Origin of the sequence: Sediminicoccus sp. KRV36, from assembly GCF_023243115.1 — a bacterium.
GTDB lineage: Bacteria > Pseudomonadota > Alphaproteobacteria > Acetobacterales > Acetobacteraceae > Roseococcus.
This window is the reverse complement of sequence record NZ_CP085081.1, coordinates 437,792-455,490: the sequence shown is the minus strand read 5'-3', so window position 1 is coordinate 455,490 and position 17,699 is coordinate 437,792. Positions and strand designations below refer to the sequence as shown.

The following is a 17,699-nucleotide window of genomic DNA, read 5'->3' as shown; positions in this document are numbered from 1 at the left end:
GCGGCCTTCATGCCTGGCCGGGAAGCAACGCATGCAGCAGCACCGCGGTTGCCGCCGCGACATTGAGGCTCTCGACGAGGCCGGAGCCGGGCAGCGTCACGCGCTCGGCGCAGCAGGCCAGGATGTCGGGCGTGAGGCCGGTTTCCTCGGCCCCCATCACCAGCGCGATGGGCTTGGTCCGGGCAATGCGCGCCGGCGGCAAGCCGCCCGTCGCGACGGCGCCCACGATGTGCAGCTGCCCCGAAAGCCGGCGCAGCGTGCTGCCCAGATCCTCGGCGCGATAGACCGCCAGATGCTCCAGCCCGCCTTCGGAGGTGCGGAAGGCGGCGTCGGACAGGTCCGCCTGGCGCGCATCGCCCGAGAGCAGCAGCGCCTTGGCGCCGAAGAAGGCGGCAGCCCGGGCGATGGCGCCCAGGTTATGCGGATTGCCGATGCCATCCAGCACCAGCAGCACGGGGGCCGCGAACAGGGCTGGCGGCGGCGGCGTGGGGATCGGCAGCGCCCGCCGCGGATCGGCGATGGCGACGATGCCGCCATGATGCTCCGTGCCGGCGATGCGCGCGAGTTCGTCGGACAGCACCTCCCGATACGCCTTCTGGTGCCGCGCCAGATAGCGGCAGAGCGGGCCGGCGACGGGGCGGCGCTCGGCCAGGTAATGCAGGCGCTGCACCGCCTCGGGCCGGCGGATGAACAGGGCGCGCACGGCATTCACGCCGCAGATGCGCTGCGGGTCGGGCCGGCGTGGGTGCGGCGGCGGGAAGCTGGACGGCCCGTAGCCGCCGCTGAATTCAGACATGGGCCATGGCCCGCAGCTGCGCGAGGAGTGCGGCGGGCACGGCGATCCCCTCAGCCTCGGCCCGTGCGCTCAGGCCATCGCGCCGAGCGCCGGGCAGCCGGACCCCCGCATCGCCCAGCATGGCGGCCACCACCGCCTCCATGCGGTCCAAGAAGGCCTCCTGGCCCGCCAGCGCCCCGGGATCCACCGCCAGCAGGGCATGGCCCAGGCGCGGCGGATGGGCGGAGGGCGCGAAGAAGCTATCCGCCTCGAAGCCGAAAGCCGCACCGCCGAGGGCCACGCACAGCACCTCGACCACCAGCGCCAGCGCGGCACCCTTGGTGCCACCCATGGCCAGCATCGCGCCATCCAGCGCGGCCTTGGCGTCCGTCGTGGGTTGCCCTTCCGCATCCAGCGCCCACCCCTCCGGAATGGCACGGCCCTCCTTGGCGGCGACCATGATCTTTCCGCGCGCCACTTCGGAAAGTGCCAGGTCCACCACCATCGGCGCGGCATTCCGGCGCGGAAAGGCCGCCGCGACCGGATTGGTGCCCAGCAGCGGGCGCCTGCCCCCCGGCACCGGCATCGCATAGGGCGAGTTGGTGAAGGCCAGCGCCACCAGACCCTGCTGCGCCAGGCGCCGCACCGGCAGCGCCATGGCGCCCGCGTGATGGCTGTTGGTGATGGCGATGAAGGCCACGCCATGCTCGGCCGCGCGGCGCGCCGCCTCGGCCTCGGCCAGGTGCAGCGCCGGATAGGCGAGGCCATTGCCGGCATCCACCAGCGCCGCGCCACCGCGCTGCCTGGTCACGCGGGGCACCGCCGCGCCATCGGCGCGCCCCTCGCGCAGGAAGCCCGCATACATCCCGACGCGTGACAGGCCATGCCCGCCCTGGCCCTCGGCCTCGGCGGCGACCAGTGCGGCCGCCGTCAGCGCGGCCATGTCCGGGTTGGCACCGGCGGCGCTGAGTGCAGCGGCCGCAAGGCTGCGGGCATCGGCGAGGGAAAGGCGGGGCGTGTCGCTCATCGGGCGGTTGAAGCCCGGATCAGTCATGGGGGCAATGCGCGCCGCTCCAGCCGCATGGGCAGCCGCGCCGCCAGGCTGAGCGTCAGCCCGGCGCGCGGGGCCGGGCGATGGCCCGGCAAGGCGCGCAGCCGGAAGCGCTGCGCGAGCGTTGCCAGCAGGATCATGCTGGCATGCAGCGTCATCGCCTCACCGACGCAATGCCGCGGCCCGTGGCCGAAGGGCAGGTAGGTGAAGGGGGCCGGGGCCGGCGCGCCGGGCAGGAAGCGCTCGGGGCGGAATTCATCCGGCGCCTCCCAGCGCGCCCGATGCCGGTGCAGCACCCAGGGCGCGATGCAGGCGAGGCTCCCGCGGGGCACTGGCACGCCCGCCACCTCGGTCGCCCGCGCCGCCACCCGCCCCAGCAGCGGAACCGGGGGATAGAGCCGCAGCGCCTCCATCAGCACGGCGCGCAGCATGGGCAGGCGCTGCAGATCAGCGGCCTGCGGGGCCGCGCCGGCCAGGGCCTGCGCCAATTCGGCATGCAGGGCGGCCTCGGCCGCCGGTGCCTCGGCGAGCAGGAACCAGGCCGAGGCCAGCAGCCCGGCCAAGGCGTCATGCCCCATCGCAAAGAGCGAGATCACCTCCTGGCGCAACGCCTCGGCCGGCATGCCCGGCTGGGTCGCCAGATGCGCGACGATGCTGCCCCCCACCGCGCGGGCCCTGGCGATCAGCGGGTCCACCGCCGCGTGGATGCGGCGCGCCTCGCCCCGCATGCGCAGCCGCGCCAGCGCCTCGGGCAGGGCCAGCATGGTGACCAATCCGCCGCCGGTGATCTTGGCGCGATAGGCGGCGGCCAGCCGGGCGATGTCCCGCACGGCGGCGCGATCCTCCTGCGCGCCGAACAGGGCATGGCAGAGCCATTCCGCCGCGCATTGCTCCATCACGCCAATGACCTCGACGGAGGCGCCATCAGGCAGCCCGCCCCAATCCGCCGCCCAGCGCTGCGCCCAGGCCTGGATGGCGGCCTCGAAATGGGCCGGGCCGGTGGCGCCAGCGGTGGCGGGCCGCCGCGCCCGCCAGACGGCGCCCTCGGCCAGGAACAGCCCATCCTCCATCAGCGGGCCGAGCAGCTTGCGCAGTTGCGGCGGCTTGCCGGCGAAAATCTCCGCCTGGGTGACGAGCACCGCCTCCACCGCCTCGGGCCGGTTGAAGACCATCAGGCGCTGGCCCAGCACCTCCAGCACGGTGCCCTGGTTGCGGAACATCTCCTCGCCCCAGACCTCCAGCAGGCTGCGGGAGGCCTTGGCGAGCAATTCCGTGACCGGAATTTGGCCCTTGTGGCGCGGTGGATGGGGCGGTGTCGGCGCCGTCATTCCTTGTGGACGCGCAGCGGGCCGAAGGCCTGGCCCACGGGCATCATCTGCAGCGTGTTGATGTTCACGCGGGCCGGCAGCGTGGCGCACCAATGCACCGCCTCGGCCACATCCCCGGGCGTCAGCGGCTCGGCCCCCGCATAGATGCCGGCGGCCTTCGCGTCATCGCCATGGAAGCGGACATTGCTGAATTCGGTGCCACCCACCAGGCCCGGTTCGATATCCGTGACGCGCACCCTGGTGCCCCAGAGATCCGCCCGCAGGTTCAGGCTGAAATGCCGGACGAAGGCCTTGCTCGCGCCATAGACATTGCCGCCGGGATAAGGGAATTCGCCGGCGGTCGAGCCGATATTGATGATGTGCCCGCGGTTGCGCGCCACCATCCCCGGCAGCACGGCGCGCGTCACATACATCAGCCCCTTGATGTTGGTGTCCACCATGGCGTCCCAGTCATCGAGATCCGCATCCTGCGCACCGGAAAGGCCCAGCGCCAGGCCCGCATTGTTCACGCAGACGTCAATCTCCGCCCATTCGGCCGGCAGGGCGGCGATGGCGGCCATGACGGCCGCGCGGTCCCGCACATCGAGCGTGAGCGGCAGCACGCGATCCGCGCCCAGTTCCTCACGCAGTGCGGCCAGGCGCTCCTCGCGCCGGCCGGCGGCGATGATGCGGGCGCCGGTTCCGGCGAAGCGGCTGGCAATGACGCGGCCGAAGCCGGCCGTGGCGCCGGTGACGAGGATGATCATGCGAAGGCTCCGTTCAGTTTGGCGCAAGCTGCGGTTCAGGCGAGGTCAAGGCTGGCTTCTCTAATGCCCTGCCTCGCCGGGGCTTGAAACCTCACCGAAGATGAACCAAATGTCATCCGTCGGCCGGCGCTGGAGATCGCAGGCATGCGACGCGCCCTGACCCATGCTCCGCATGGGCCAAAGGGCCTGTTGAGCCGACTCCCGGATGTTTCCCGGGAACCAGGGCGCTGAGCCGTGCGCTCTCCAGATTTCGCATGTTTGGAGAGTTGTGATGATCGCCGTCATCGCGCGCAGCTTCTGCGCGCCCTTGTTTCTGCTTGCCCTTGCTGTGGCCCAGCCGGGCCTTGCCCAACCGGCGCCATCCCCACCCGCCACGACAGACGTCACCATCCGCCTGGATGACCGGCAGTTCCGCGCCGGCGGCTTCGAGCTTGGGCGGGTGGAGCCGGAGACCGGCCCGTCGGAAATCCTGCTGCCCGCCCAGGTGGTGGTTCCGCCGACTCAATTGCGCATCATCGCCGCCCCCGCCGCCGGGCTGATCGAAAGCCTGTTCGTGGCGCCCGATGAGCGGGTGCGCGCGGGCCAGGCCGTCGCCCGGCTGCGCAGCACGGAGCTGGTGGAAGCGCAGCGCCTGTTCCTGGAAGCAGCGACCGCCCAGGAACTCGCCCAGGAAAAGCTGCGCCGCGATGAGCAGCTGTTCCGCGAACGCGTGATCGCCGAGCGCCGCCTCATCGTCACGCGCGCCGAAGCGACCGGCGCCGCCGCCGCGCTGGATGAGCGCACGCAATTGCTCAACTTGTTCGGCCTCAGTGAACCCGAGGTGACGGAGCTGCGCCGCACCCGCCGCATCCAGCAGGGGCTGACGGTGACCAGCCCGGTCTCCGGCATCGTGCTGGGCCGCGCCGCTGATGACCATTGGTGATCTCAACACGCTCTGGATCAATATCCAGGTGCCGCTCTCCCGCGCGCCGGCGCTGGAGGCGAACGCCCGCGTGCTGGTTCCCGCCCAGGGGGCCGAGGGCTTCGTGCTGCGCATCGGCCGCACCGCCGATGCCGCCACGCAAAGTGTGACCGCAGTGGCCGAGATGAATCGTGGGGCCGAGGGGCTGCGCCCCGGCCAGGCCGTCACGGTCGCGCTCCAGCTGCGCGCCAATGGCATGCCACAATACCGCGTGCCCGCCGGCAGCGTGGTGCGCCACCGCGAGCGAAGCTGGGTCTTCATCCGGACGCCCACGGGCTTCACCGCCCGGCCGGTGACGGTGCTGAACGAGACGGCGCAATTCACCTCGATCCGCGGCGGCCTTGCCCCCACGGACCAGATCGCCACGCGCGGCATCCTGGCGCTGCTGGCCGAGCTCTCCGAAGCGGATGGGGGCTGAACCATGCTCGGCAAACTTCTCGATGCGGCGCTGCGGCAGCGCCTGCTGGTGATCATCGGCGCCCTCGGCCTGGCGCTCTGGGGCTTCCAATCCTACCGCACCCTGCCGATCGACGCCTTCCCCGACGTCGCACCGACGCAGGTGCTCGTCTCCATGCGCGCCCCGGGCCTGACACCGGAGGAGCTGGAACGCCGCGTCACCAACCCGGTCGAAGTCGCGATGCGCGGCATTCCGAACCTGGTCTTCATGCGCTCGGTCACGCGCTTCTCGGTCACGCTGATGACCTTCGAATTCGCCGAGGGCACCGATATCTACTGGGCCCGTGCCCAGGTGAATGAGCGGCTGAACGAGCTGGAGGACCAGCTTCCCTCCGGCGTCTCGGGCGGCCTTGCCCCCATCATCACGCCGCTGGCCGAGATGCTGATGTTCACGCTGGAAGGCGAAAATCTCTCCCCCACCGAGGCGCGCACGCTGATGGACTGGGTGGTGCGGCCGCAACTGCGCGCCGTGCCCGGGGTGGCCGACATCAACGTGCTGGGCGGCTTCGTCCGCACCTATGAGGTGGTGCCCGACCCCGCGGCCATGGCCGCGCGCGGCATCAGCACCGCGATGCTGGAGGAGGCGCTGGAGCGCAACAACCGCAACGACGGCGCGGGCCGCATCCGCGATGGCGAGGAAGCGCTGCTGGTGCGCGCCGAAGGCCGCATCCAGACGCTGGAGGATGTGCGTGCCATCGTGCTGCTGGCGCGGAGTGCCGGCGTGGTGCGCGTGGCCGATGTGGCGGATGTGCGCTTCGGCGCCCTGCCCCGCAACGGCGTCGTGACGCGCGATGGCGAGGGCGAGGCCGTCTGGGGCATCGTGCTGGGGCTGCGTGGCGCCAATGCGCGCTCGGTCGTGGAGGGTGCGCGCGCGCGTTTCCCGGCCATCCAGAGCGCCCTGCCGGAGGGGGTGAACCTCGTCGTGTTCTATGACCGCGCGGATCTCATCGGCAAGGCGGTCTGGACGGTGCAGAAGGTGCTGCTGGAGGCCATCGCGCTGGTGGTGGTGCTGCTGATCCTGTTCCTCGGGAATTGGCGGGCCGCGCTGGTGGTCTCGCTCAGCCTGCCGCTGGCGGTGCTGGTGACCTTTGGCTTGATGCGGCAGTTCGGGCTTTCGGCGAACATCATGTCGCTCGGCGGGCTTGCCATCGCCATCGGCCTGCTGGTGGATTGCGCGGTGGTGGTGGTGGAGAACGCGGCGCATCGCTTCGGCACGCATGCGGTGGCGAAGATGAGCATGGCGCAGCGCCTCCGCTTCACGGCGGAAGCCACGCGGGAGGTGATGGTGCCCCTGGTCTCGGGCGTCATCATCATCATCGCGGTCTTTGTGCCGCTGCTCTCGCTGCAAGGGCTGGAGGGGCGGCTGTTTGGCCCGGTGGCCTTGACCATCGCCTTCGCGCTGATCTCGGCGCTGACCCTGGCGCTGACCGTGGTGCCGGTGATGTGCGCCTTCCTGCTCAAGGGCGGCCACACGCAGGAGCCCTGGCTCGTGCGCAAGCTGCATGCGGGCTACGACCCTTTCCTGGAATGGGCCATGCAGCGGCCCTTCCGCGTCGCGGGGACGGCGGGCATCGGGTTGGTGCTGGCGGCACTCGCCTTCACGCAGATCGGCAGCATCTTCATCCCCGTGATGGATGAAGGCACGCCCGTGGTGACGGTGCGCAAGCACCCGACCATCGGCGTCGAGGAAGCGGCCGAGACGGATCAGCGCATCGCGCGGGAGATCATGGCCCGCGTGCCCGAAATCCGCGGCATCATGGCCCGCGCCGGTGCTGATGAGCTGGGCATCGACCCCGTCGGCCTGAACGAGACGGACATGTTCTTCACCCTGGCGCCGCCCGAAGCCTGGCGGGCCGAGGCCACGGCCGGCGGCACGCCCTGGATCCTGGAGCAGGTGCGCCAGGTGCTGGACGGTTTCCCGGGCACCAGCTTCTCCTTCAGCCAGCCGATCGACATGCGCGTGCAGGAGATGATCATCGGCGCGCGCGGCGATGTGGTCATCAAGGTCTTAGGGCCGGATATCCCCGAGCTGAACCGCATCGGCCGTGAGGTGGCCGAGGCAGTGCGCGGCATCTCCGGCAGCGCCGATGTCTTCGCCTTGCGCAATGAGGGGATGAAATACCTCACCGTCCGCGTGGACCGCCTGGCCGCCGGCCGGCTGGGCCTCAATGCCAGCGATGTGCAGGAGGCGCTGCGCGTCTGGGTGGATGGGCGCGGCGTCGGCACCGTGCTCGAGGGCGACCGCCGCATCCCGCTGCTGCTGCGTGGCGAGGAAGGGCTGCGGCGTTCGGCCGCGGATCTGGCGCGGGTGCAGATCGCCCTGCCCGCCGGCGGCACCGTGCTGCTCAGCCAGGTCGCTGAGATCCGTGAGGAGGAAGGTGCCGTGCAGGTGATCCGCGAGCAGGCCGAACGCTTCGCGACCGTGCTGAGCAATGTGCGTGGCCGCGATATCGGCGGCTTCGTCGCGGAGGCGCAGGCCCGCGTGGCGGAGCGTGTGCAGATCCCGCAGGGCTACCGTCTCGCCTGGGGCGGGCAATTCGAGAACCAGCAGCGCGCCCAGGCGCGGCTGGCCATCGTGGTGCCCATCGCCCTGGGGATGATCTTCCTGCTGCTCTACCTGACCTTCGGCAGTGCGCGGCAGGCGACGCTGGTCTTCTGCAACGTGCCCTTCGCCCTGATCGGCGGGGTCATCGCCCTCTGGGCCTCGGGGGAATTCATCTCGGTGCCGGCTTCGGTCGGGTTCCTGACGTTGATCGGCATCGCCGTGCTCAATGGCGTCGTGCTGATCAGCTACATCAACCGGCTGATCGCCGAGGAAGGCCTCTCGCTGGAGCAGGCCGTGCGCGAAGGTGCCAAGCGCCGGATGACGCCGGTGGTGCTGACGGCGATGATCGCGGCCCTCGCCCTTGTCCCCTTCCTGTTTGCGACCGGCCCGGGCAGCGAGATCCAGCGGCCGCTGGCCATCGTGGTGATTGGCGGGCTGGTGACGGCGACGGTGCTGACGCTGGTGCTGCTGCCCATCCTCTATGAGCGTTTCGCCTTGCCGCGGGTGCGGGCCCTGGCCACGGCCGCCCTGATGGCGGCCCTGCTGATGCCCGGCATGGCCGAGGCCCAGCTCTCGCGCCATCTGGATGCGGCACTGGCGCTCGATGCCGGGCATCGCACGCTGGAAGCGCAGCGTGACGCGGCGGCGGCGCGCGGTGCCACGGCGCGCTCGCCCATCGCGGGATCGCCCGCGCTGGGGGGGTCGCTGCGTTCCGGGACGCGCGGCCCTGGCGAAGTGCGGGAGCTGGACCTCGAATTCGCGGCGCCGATCTGGCTGCCCGGGCAGCGCGGCGCGCTGATGGGCACGGTGGAAACCGCCGTGGCGGAATTCGAGAGCCGCCTGATCCTGCGCCGCCTCGAAGTGGCGGGGCTGCTGCGGGAGGCCTGGTGGGACGCGGCCGAGGCGCGGCGCGCCGCGCAACTGGCGCGCGAGCGTCTGAACACCGCGCGGGAAATCGCACGCGATGTGACGCGGCGCTCTGAGCTGGGCGATATCCCGCCGACCGAGGCGCTGCTGGCGCGAAACGAAACGCTGGGCGCCGAGCTGGCCTTGGCCCAGGCGGACGCAGCAGCCGCACAGACGCTTGCCGCCTATCGCACCCTGACCGGCGGGCTGGAGCCGAACCTGCCTGTGGAAGCCCTGCGACGGGGCGGGCGCCACCCCAGCCTGCTGACGGCCGAGGCTGCCCTGGCCAATGCCGAATCCCGCCAGCGCCTGGTCGGCGCCACCCCGCGTGACAATCCGGAGCTTGGCCTCTTTGGCCGGCAGGAAGCAGGTTCCGGCATGAACGAGACCACCAGCCTGGGCCTGCGCTTCCGCATCCCGCTCGGCACGGAGGGGCGCAATGCGCCACGCCGTGCCGAAGCGGAGAGCGAGGTGACGCGCGCCACCGCGGAATTGGCCCAGGCCCAGCGCGCGGTGGAAGCCGGCACCGCCCGCGCCCAGGCCGCTCTGCGCGCGGCCGAGGCTGCCCAGCGCATCGCGCGCCAGCGCCTCTCCGTCGCGAATGAGCAGGAGGGCATCGCGCTCCGCGCCTTCCGCGCCGGTGAGACCGGCACTTTCGACCTGTTCCGCGTGCGGCAATTGCGCCTGGAAGCGGCGAATGACGAAGGCCAGGCGACCATCGCGGCCAGCCGGGCGCGCTCCCGGGTGAACCAGGCGGCCGGTGTGCTACCGTAGCGCCCATGGATGAGATCAACCCACGCGATACATTGGGCTATCGCTGCATCATGGGCGTGGTCGCCCCCGCGACCAACACGGCGGTCCAGGCCGAGATGGACGGGCTGCGGCCCGGCGGCGCGTCCGGGGGCGTGGTCAATGCCCATGCGCGCATCGCCAACCCCGAGCAGCGCGTCGCGGCGGACGCGGATACGCTGGCGGTCCGCGCCGCCATGGTCTCGGGCCTGATGGGGGCGGTGGACACGCTGGCCCCCTGCCGGCCGGATCATGTGATCCTGGGCGTGATGGTGGAGAATTTCGTCGGCGGCGGCACGGCCGGCGCGGCGCTGATCCGCAATGTGGCGGAGCGCCTGGGCTGCGGCGTCACGGATTATTCCTCCGCGATTCTTGCCGCGCTGGATGCGCTGTTCGGGCGCCCCGTGCGCATCGGATTGCTGACGCCCTTCCTGCCGGTGGGCGATGCCGCCGCGCGCCGGCTTTTCGAGGAAGCCGGGCATGATGTGGTGCGCCTCATCGGGCTGCGCGCGCCAAGCCCCGCCTCGATCGGGCGGATGCCGCTGGACCGGCTGCGCGGGGCGTTGACGGAGCTGAACACGGCCGAGGTGGAGGTGATCATCCAGGTCGGCACCGGGCTGCCCTTTGCGGGCGTGGCGCGGGCCGCGGAGCAGGAGATCGGCAAGCCGGTGCTGGCCAGCAATCCGGTGAGCTATTGGCGCGCGCTGCGCCAATTCGGGATCCAGGACCGGATGCCGCAGGAAGGCCGCCTCTTCACGCTGTAGCCTGGCGGCCCCAACGAAAAGCCCCTCCGGCCTTGCGGGCGGAGGGGCTGTATTCGGCTGGCGCCTTGCGGGGCGCCAGGGGTGGTCAGGTCAACGCATGGGCAGGGCGTACATCAGCCCGCCATTGGTCCAGAGGTTGTTCGGCCCGCGCGGCAGCGCCACCGGCGTGGCTTCGCCCATGGTGCGCTCATAGAGTTCACCATAATTGCCGATGGCGCGGATCACATTATAGGCCCAGGCCGGATCAAGCTTCAGCGCCTGACCCAGTTCCGGTGTCACGCCGAGCAGGCGGCGCGTGTTGGGGTTGGTGCTGGTGCGGCGCATCTGCTCGGCATTGGCGGAGGTGATGCCCTGCTCCTCGGCTTCGATGACGGCGGTGGTGTACCAGCGAACCAGCTCGAACCAGTCATCATCGCCGCGGCGGACATAGGCCGCGTAGGGCTCCTTGCTGAACCGCTCCGGCAGCACTGTCCAGTCGCGCGGGTTCTGCATGGTGGAGCGCACGGCGGCAAGCTGCGAGGCATCGGAGCCGAAGCTGTCGCAACGGCCGGCCTGCAGCGCGGCCGCAGCCTGGTCTGTGCGCTCGAACACCACCGGGCGGAAGGGCACGTTCACGCTGCGGAAGTAATCCGCCGTGACCTGCTCATTGGTGGTGCCCTGGATGAGGCAGATGGTGGCGCCGTTCATCTCACGCACCTGACGCACGCCGAGGCTGTTGCGCACGAGGAAGCCGTGGCCGTCATAGAAATAAGTCGTCACATGGCGCAGGCCGAGCGTGGTGTCGCGCAGCATGGTCTGGGTCGAGGTGCGGAACAGCACGTCAATCTCGCCCGAGCCGAGCGCGGTGAAGCGCGTCGAGGACGACATCGGCACGAAGCGCACCTTGGTGACATCGTTGAAGATCGCAACCGCAAGACCGCGGCAGAGATCCACGTCGAAGCCCTGCCAGGTGCCGCGGCTGTCCGGCAGCGCGAAACCGGCGACGCCGGTGTGGATGCCGCAAACCAGGGTGCCCCGCGCGCGGATCTGATCCAGGGTCGGGCCGGCCTGCGCCGCCGTTCCAAAGAGGGACACGCATGCAGCCAGCAACGCGGCTCGGATGGGCCGATTCCAAATCATGTTTTGCCTACCTCAGCCTTGCTTTTGAGACGCGGATGGTCCGTCGGGAGCGCGCCGGGAGTCAACCGATCTGTTCGCGGGGTGACCGTAATGTAATGTCGTCGTTCCATCGCGTCAGCGCGCGGTGGCGGCCAGCCAGCCGCCCCCCGCCACCAGCAGCAATGCGAGGCCAAGCTGCCAGGTGAAGCCGCCCGCCCCCGCCATGATCAGCAGCAGCGTGGAGGCCACCGGCACCGCATAGGCCAGCGTGCCGAGCAGGCGCGGATCGCCCCGCTTCATGCCGAGGTCCCATAGGAAAAACGCGGCCCCCACCGGGCCCAGGCCGAGCAGCAGCACGGCCAGCGCCTGCCGCGCATCCGGCATCACGCTCGGCTCGAAGGCCAGATGCGCCAGCAGCGCCAGCAGCGCGGCGCCGGCGCAGAAGCCGGCCACCGCCCCGGTCGGCACATCCGCGAGGCGCTTGGCGATGACCGAATACAGCGCCCAGACCAGGGCCGCCGCCAGGGCGCAGAGAAAGCCGAACCACGCCTCAGCGGGGAAGCGGGCGCCACCACCCAGCAGCAGCGCGCAACCGGCAAAGCCCAGCGCCACGCCGGCCAGGCGGCGCGATCCCAGCCGCAGCCCGAGGAGCGGCGCGGAAAGCAGCACGATGAGCAGCGGCCAAAGGTAGTTCAGCAGATTGGCCTCCACCGCCGGCGCATGCGCCAGGGCAGCGAAATACAGCGCGTGATAGCCAAACAGCCCGCCCACGCCATGCGCCCAGACCAGCGGCCTTTGATGCAGCGCCTGCCACTCCCCGCGCAGCGCCACGACCAGTAGGCCGATCGCCGCGGCCACCGCGAAGCTCATCGCCGTCAATTGCAGCGGCGGCAGGCCCTGCGCCAGCGTCGAGAGCAATGCCAGAAATGCCCAGAGCAGCAGCGCGCCGAGGCCCGCCAGCATGGCCGTCACTGGAATTGCGGATCCACCGGAACGCGCAGCGCCTCCGCGAGGCGATTGGTCTCGGCGGCCATGGCGATGACCGCGAGCAGCTCGCCATGCATCGCCGCATCCATCCCCTTGGCCCGCGCCGCCGCCGTGTGCGAGGCGACGCAATACTGGCAGCCGGCCGTCGCACTCACCGCGAGATACAGCATCTCCTTGGTGAGCGGATCGAGCGCGCCGGGCGCCATCACCTCCTGCAGATTGGCCCAGACCCGCGCCAGCGTGGGCGGGTGCACCGCCAAGGCCTTCCAGAAGTTGTTCACATCCGCGACGCCGCGCTTCGCCTTGATGTCGTCGAACACCGCGCGCACCTCGGCCGGGGCTTCGGCATATTCGACCAGGCGGCTCATGCGGGGCGCGGCAGCGGCACGTAGGGCAAGGGCGCGAAGCGCGTCGGGAAGAAGCGCAGATTGTGCCAGACGCCATGCTGCACATAAGGGTCATCCGCCCACCAGGCGCGCGCAGCCGCCTCCGTCGGGTGGCGGGTGATGGCGATGGAGCCGATCATCCCGCCCTTGGGGCCCAGCAGCGCCCCGCCGCAGGCCATGGTGCCATCCTCGGCAAAGCCCTGCACGCGCCGCATATGCGGCTCGCGCACGGCCATGCGGCGTTCGAGGGAATTCTCCGCATCCTCGGCGATGACGACGCAATGCGTCATGGCACTCGGCGCCGGGCCGGAGGGCAAGGGCTGATAGTTCATGGGCGCGATGCGATAGGGCCGCATCTGGTAGCTGAGCCAGACGCCCTCCCGCGCGAAGGGCTCCTCCAGCAGATATTCGCGCGCCCCCACCTCATCCTCGTCATTGAGGATCATGATGGAGCCGGCGGCGCTGCCATCGGCGCGGAACAGCGGCACGGCCAGGTTGAGGCGCCCGGCCGCCGCCCAGGCGGTGATGACCTTGAGGTGGCGTTCACGCACAGCGGCGCGGCGGGCCGGCGCCTCGGCATCCTCACCATCCCAACCCAGAATCACATAGCCCATGCGGAATGCCCCCAGACGCCGATGGCCCGCGCCCGTCAGCTTCACCAGCGCGTGCGGATGCGCGATTCTGAAGGCTGGCCGATCATCCTGCAATGCCGGGCGATGCGCGGCATCCAGGCGGCAGGCTTACCGGCGCAATTCCATCTGGATCGGGCCCTCACGCTCGCCCCGCGCGAATTGATCCACCATGGCATTGCCCGTTTCACCCAGCCGCTCGGCGGCGCCGGTCCAGATGATGCGGCCCTTGTGGATCATCGCGGCGTCATCGCCGATGCGGCGGGCACTCGCCATGTCATGCGTGATGGAAAAGGCGGTGGCGCCCAGGCGCTCCACGCAATCCACGATCAGCCCGTCAATCACCGCACCCATGATGGGATCGAGCCCGGTGGTGGGTTCGTCGAAAAAGATGATGTCCGGCTGCGCGGCCACGGCGCGGGCCAGGGCCACGCGCTTCTGCATGCCGCCCGAAAGCTCCGCGGGCGAAAGATCACCCACGCTGGCCGCCAGCCCCACCTGGGCCAGCACCTCGGCCGCCTTGTCGCGCGCGGCGGCGCGGGTGATGCGCTTCTGCGCCAGCAGCTTGAAGCAGACATTTTCCCAGACCGGCAGGCTGTCGAACAGCGCGCCATTCTGGAACAGCATGCCGATGCGGTCGCGCATCGCCATGCGGTCCCGGCGCGAGAGCTTCGACACATCCTGCCCGTCAATCTCGATCAAGCCCTCATCGGGCGTGATCAGCCCCAGGATGCATTTGATCGTGACCGATTTGCCCGAGCCCGAGCCGCCCAGCAGCACCATGGAATGCCCGGCGCGGACATCGAGGTCCACGCCATCCAGCACGCGCTTGCTGCCGAAGGATTTCGTAAGCCCGCGGAGCCGGATCTTGCTGGTGGTGGCGCTCATCGGGAGAAGAACGCCTCTGTGATCACGTAGTCCAGCGCGAGGATCAGGATGGAGGAGGCGACGACGGCCGAGGTCGTCGCCTGGCCGACACCCTGCGCGCCGCCCTTGCTGTTATAGCCGCACCAGCTGCCCATCAGCGCGATGACGAAGCCAAAGACGGCGGCCTTCACCAGCCCGCTGACCACGTCCATCACCTCCAGCACGTCCCAGGTGTTGTCCAGATAGGTCTGCGCCACGAAGCCGAGCTTCACCGTGCCGATCAGGAAGCCGCCCAGCACGCCCAGGATATTGGCCACGATCACCAGCAGCGGCATGGCCAGAGTGGCCGCCAGGAGGCGCGGCGCCACTAGGTATTTCATCGGGTCGGTGCTGAGCGTGGTCAACGCATCCACTTGGTCGGTCACGCGCATGGTGCCGATCTCGGCCGCCATCGCGGCACCGATGCGCCCGGCCACCATGAGGGCCGCCAGCACCGGCCCCAGTTCTCGGGTGACGGAGAGAACAACGACACTGGCGATGGCGCTTTCCGCATTGAAGCGCGAAAACCCGGTGAAGCTTTGCAGCGCCAGCACCATGCCGGTGAACAGCGCCGTCAGCGCGACCACAGGCAGGGAGAAATACGCGATCTCCACGAAATGCCGCCAGAACTGCCGGGGCTGAAAGGGCGGACGCACCAGATGGGAGACGCCGATGGCCGCGAAGATCGCCACATCCCCCAGCGTGCGGCAGGCCGAGATCAGCCCGCGCCCGAGCAGCGCCATAACGTCAAGAACACGATTCATGCGGGAAGATATTCCCGGCGGTAACGCCGCCCCAGCGAGGTCAGGATTTCATAGCCGATGGTGCCCGCCATCTCCGCCACGGCATCCACATCCTGCCCGGAATGGATCAGCTCCACCCAGCGGCCGGGCCGAAGGCCGGGCAGGTCGGTCACGTCAAAGGTCATGAGGTCCATCGAGACGCGGCCCACCATGGGGAAGCTCTGCCCACGGTAGCGGCCCTGCAGCTTGCCCTCCACCGCGCGGGGAATCCCGTCGGCATAGCCCAGGCCGAGTGTGGCGATGCGGCTGGGGCGGGTGGCCAGCCAGGCGCCGCCATAGCCCACCGTCTGGCCAGCGGGAATGTCACGCAATTGCAGCACCTGCCCCGCAAGGGTGAAAACGGGCTCCATCGGATTGGGCCGGCCGGGTGTGGGGTTGATGCCGTAAAGCGCCGCCCCCGGCCGCGCCAATTCGCTGGCGAAGCGCGGCCCCAGGAAAATGCCCGAGGAATTGGCGATGCTGCGCCGGGCGCGCGGCAAGCGCAGGCACGCCTCATTGAAGCGGGCGAGCTGCGCCGCGTTCAACGGATGGCGCACATCCTCGGCCGCCGCCAGATGGGTCATGACAAAGAGCGTCTCGAGATGCGCGAGCCGGCCCGGATCGCGCGCCAGGGCTTCCAGCTCGTCCACGGGCAGGCCCAGGCGGGACATGCCGCTATCCACATGCAGGATGACCTGCCCCGCATGGGCCTCGATCTGTTCCAGGCTATTGAGCACGGGCGTCAGGCGCGGGTGGCGGCCGGCCCGGAAGCCATCCAGCACGGCAATCATCGGGCCGTCATCCAGCACCTTGCGCAGGGCCTCGCCCTCATCCACCGTGGCGACGAAGAAATGGCGGCAGCCGGCGTCGCGCAGCGCGGTCGCGATGGGCGCGGCGCCCAGCCCATAGGCATTGGCCTTCACCACCGCCGCGACGGCGCCGCCCGCATGGATCTCGCACAGGCGGCGCCAGTTGCGCACCACCGCGCCGCAATCAATCGTCAGGAGGCCATGCGCCATTCAGTCGCCATAGCTTTGCTCATGCGTGGTGTCGAGGTCGCCGAAGCGGGTGAATTCAGCCTCGAAGAAGAGCGGGATGGTGCCGGTGGGGCCATGGCGCTGCTTCGCGATGATCAGATCGGCCTTGCTGTGCGCGCGTTCCATGTCCTGTTGCCACCGCGTCATGGCGTCCTGGAACTTTGAATCATCAGGGAAGTTCGTGATTTTTGGTTCTTTTTGTTTCAAATAATACTCATCGCGATAGATGAAGCTGACGCTGTCCGCATCCTGCTCGATCGAGCCGGATTCACGCAGGTCGCTCAGCTGCGGGCGCTTGTCCTCGCGCTGCTCGACGGCGCGCGAAAGCTGGGACAGCGCCATGACCGGAATGGCGAGTTCCTTGGCGATGGCCTTCAACCCCTGGGTGATCATGCTGATTTCCAGCACGCGCGATTCCGGCCGCGTGCCGGCCGCGGGGCGCATCAGCTGCAGGTAGTCCACCACCAGGAAGCGCAGCCCCTTGGTGCGCTGGATCCGCCGGCAGCGCGTGCGCAACGCCGAGAGCGTGATGGCGGGCGTATCGTCAATCAGGATGGGCAATTGCGACAATTCGCGGCTGACGCCGACGAAATGGTCGAATTCGCGCTGGCTGATCTCGCCGCGCCTGATCCGGTCGCCCTGGATGCGGCTGGCTTCCGAAAGCAGGCGGTTGGCCAGCTGGTCGGCGCTCATTTCCAGCGAAAATATCGCCACCTGGCCTGGCTTGCCGCCGGTTTCCTCGGCTTCCCGCAGGAGGGCCTTGGCGGCGCCGAAGGCGATCTTGGTGGCGAGCGCCGTCTTCCCCATGCCCGGGCGCCCGGCCAGGATCATCAGATCCGAATCATGCAGCCCGCCCATCTTGGCATCGAGGTCCCGCAGGCCCGTCGCAAGGCCCGAGACGCCACCACCGCTTTCCTTCGCCTTGGCCGCCACCTCTACAGCGCGGATCAGCGCGCGTTCGAAGCTGATCGCCCCGCCCTCGCTGGCCTTTTCGGTGGCGAGGTCGAAAAGCTGCTGTTCGGCCGCCTCGATCTGATGCTTGCCCTCCAGCTCGGGCTCGGCGCCGAAGGCGCGGTTCACCACCTGCTCGCCGAGATCAATCAGCTGGCGACGGATGTAGCAATCATGGATCAGCTTGCCGTATTCGCCAGCATTGACGATGCCGACCATCGCACCCAGCAATTGCGCCAGATAGGCGGGGCCGCCCACCTCGGCCAATTCGCCCGTGTGCTCAAACTCGTGGCGCAGGGTCACCGCATCGGCGAGCTGGCCATTTTCCACCCGGCGGCGAATGGCGCTGTAGATGCGGCCATGGATGGCATCCGCGAAATGTTCGGCCTCAAGGAACTCACTGACCCGCTCATAAGCCTTGTTATTGGCCAGAAGCGCGCCGAGCAGGGCCTGCTCCGCCTCCAGGCTGGCCGGCGGCAGGCGGGAGCCGAGGCCGAAAAGGCCCCGGTCGTCTTGCGGCGGATGGATGCTGTTCATGTGGCAATCACCCTAGCCTGGACCGCATGCCGCCGCCATGGTGAAGCCCCTGTGGATAGCGGGGG

Annotated in this window: 16 protein-coding genes; 4 read left to right on the top strand and 12 right to left on the bottom strand. The window is 69.7% G+C overall.

The genetic code is table 11. The annotated features are described in order from the left end of the window. Positions 1–7: 7 nt before the first annotated feature. Genes LHU95_RS02160 through LHU95_RS02145 form a run of 4 tightly spaced genes read right to left on the bottom strand, consistent with a single transcriptional unit; the run spans position 8 to position 3,900 of the window. Positions 8–796 (bottom strand): RNA methyltransferase, encoded by a 789-nt coding sequence (locus tag LHU95_RS02160; RefSeq protein ID WP_248709736.1) that lies wholly within the window; start codon positions 794–796, stop codon positions 8–10. Next, complete coding sequence (locus tag LHU95_RS02155) at positions 789–1,829, bottom strand: Ldh family oxidoreductase (protein WP_248709735.1); 1,041 nt, start codon at positions 1,827–1,829, stop codon at positions 789–791. The genes LHU95_RS02160 and LHU95_RS02155 overlap by 8 nt, the downstream gene beginning before the upstream one ends. Further along, positions 1,826–3,154: a cytochrome P450 gene (locus tag LHU95_RS02150; RefSeq protein ID WP_248709734.1), complete on the bottom strand. Its 1,329-nt coding sequence runs from the start codon at positions 3,152–3,154 to the stop codon at positions 1,826–1,828. Before LHU95_RS02150 ends, LHU95_RS02155 begins: the two co-directional genes overlap by 4 nt. Further along, positions 3,151–3,900, bottom strand: a complete 750-nt coding sequence (locus tag LHU95_RS02145; protein ID WP_248709733.1) for an SDR family NAD(P)-dependent oxidoreductase — start codon at positions 3,898–3,900, stop codon at positions 3,151–3,153. Before LHU95_RS02145 ends, LHU95_RS02150 begins: the two co-directional genes overlap by 4 nt. A 271-nt stretch (positions 3,901–4,171) precedes the next feature. Here LHU95_RS02145 and LHU95_RS02140 point away from each other — a divergent pair, with 271 nt between their 5' ends. The 4 genes from LHU95_RS02140 to LHU95_RS02125 are packed head-to-tail and all read left to right on the top strand — an operon-like array spanning position 4,172 to position 10,321. Next, on the top strand, positions 4,172–4,822 hold the full coding sequence (locus tag LHU95_RS02140; protein ID WP_248709732.1) for an efflux RND transporter periplasmic adaptor subunit: 651 nt from the start codon (positions 4,172–4,174) through the stop codon (positions 4,820–4,822). Next, positions 4,809–5,279 carry a hypothetical protein gene (locus LHU95_RS02135; protein ID WP_248709731.1) on the top strand — a complete coding sequence of 157 codons (471 nt, stop codon included), beginning with the start codon at positions 4,809–4,811 and terminating at the stop codon, positions 5,277–5,279. Before LHU95_RS02140 ends, LHU95_RS02135 begins: the two co-directional genes overlap by 14 nt. A gap of 3 nt (positions 5,280–5,282) precedes the next feature. Then, positions 5,283–9,542 (top strand): CusA/CzcA family heavy metal efflux RND transporter, encoded by a 4,260-nt coding sequence (locus LHU95_RS02130; protein WP_248709730.1) that lies wholly within the window; start codon positions 5,283–5,285, stop codon positions 9,540–9,542. A 5-nt stretch (positions 9,543–9,547) separates the two neighbouring features. Further along, entirely contained in the window at positions 9,548–10,321 is a 774-nt protein-coding gene (locus tag LHU95_RS02125) for a hypothetical protein (protein ID WP_248709729.1), read from the top strand. A gap of 90 nt (positions 10,322–10,411) precedes the next feature. Here LHU95_RS02125 and LHU95_RS02120 read toward each other — a convergent pair whose 3' ends face one another. From LHU95_RS02120 to LHU95_RS02085, 8 genes are all read right to left on the bottom strand, one after another. Continuing rightward, on the bottom strand, positions 10,412–11,395 hold the full coding sequence (locus LHU95_RS02120) for an amino acid ABC transporter substrate-binding protein (protein ID WP_248709728.1): 984 nt from the start codon (positions 11,393–11,395) through the stop codon (positions 10,412–10,414). A 159-nt stretch (positions 11,396–11,554) separates the two neighbouring features. Then, a complete protein-coding gene (locus tag LHU95_RS02115) occupies positions 11,555–12,382 on the bottom strand; it encodes a DMT family transporter (RefSeq protein ID WP_248711634.1) in 828 nt (275 codons plus the stop codon). 5 nt (positions 12,383–12,387) lie between these two features. Further along, positions 12,388–12,774 (bottom strand): carboxymuconolactone decarboxylase family protein, encoded by a 387-nt coding sequence (locus LHU95_RS02110; RefSeq protein WP_248709727.1) that lies wholly within the window; start codon positions 12,772–12,774, stop codon positions 12,388–12,390. After that, positions 12,771–13,406 carry a YciI family protein gene (locus LHU95_RS02105; RefSeq protein ID WP_248709726.1) on the bottom strand — a complete coding sequence of 212 codons (636 nt, stop codon included), beginning with the start codon at positions 13,404–13,406 and terminating at the stop codon, positions 12,771–12,773. The genes LHU95_RS02110 and LHU95_RS02105 overlap by 4 nt, the downstream gene beginning before the upstream one ends. A gap of 126 nt (positions 13,407–13,532) precedes the next feature. Further along, entirely contained in the window at positions 13,533–14,309 is a 777-nt protein-coding gene (locus LHU95_RS02100) for an ATP-binding cassette domain-containing protein (RefSeq protein ID WP_248709725.1), read from the bottom strand. After that, positions 14,306–15,091: an ABC transporter permease gene (locus tag LHU95_RS02095; RefSeq protein WP_248709724.1), complete on the bottom strand. Its 786-nt coding sequence runs from the start codon at positions 15,089–15,091 to the stop codon at positions 14,306–14,308. Before LHU95_RS02095 ends, LHU95_RS02100 begins: the two co-directional genes overlap by 4 nt. After that, entirely contained in the window at positions 15,088–16,128 is a 1,041-nt protein-coding gene (gene alr, locus LHU95_RS02090; protein WP_248709723.1) for an alanine racemase, read from the bottom strand. Before alr ends, LHU95_RS02095 begins: the two co-directional genes overlap by 4 nt. After that, a complete protein-coding gene (locus LHU95_RS02085; RefSeq protein ID WP_248709722.1) occupies positions 16,129–17,634 on the bottom strand; it encodes a replicative DNA helicase in 1,506 nt (501 codons plus the stop codon). Between the last annotated feature and the right edge of the window lie 65 nt (positions 17,635–17,699).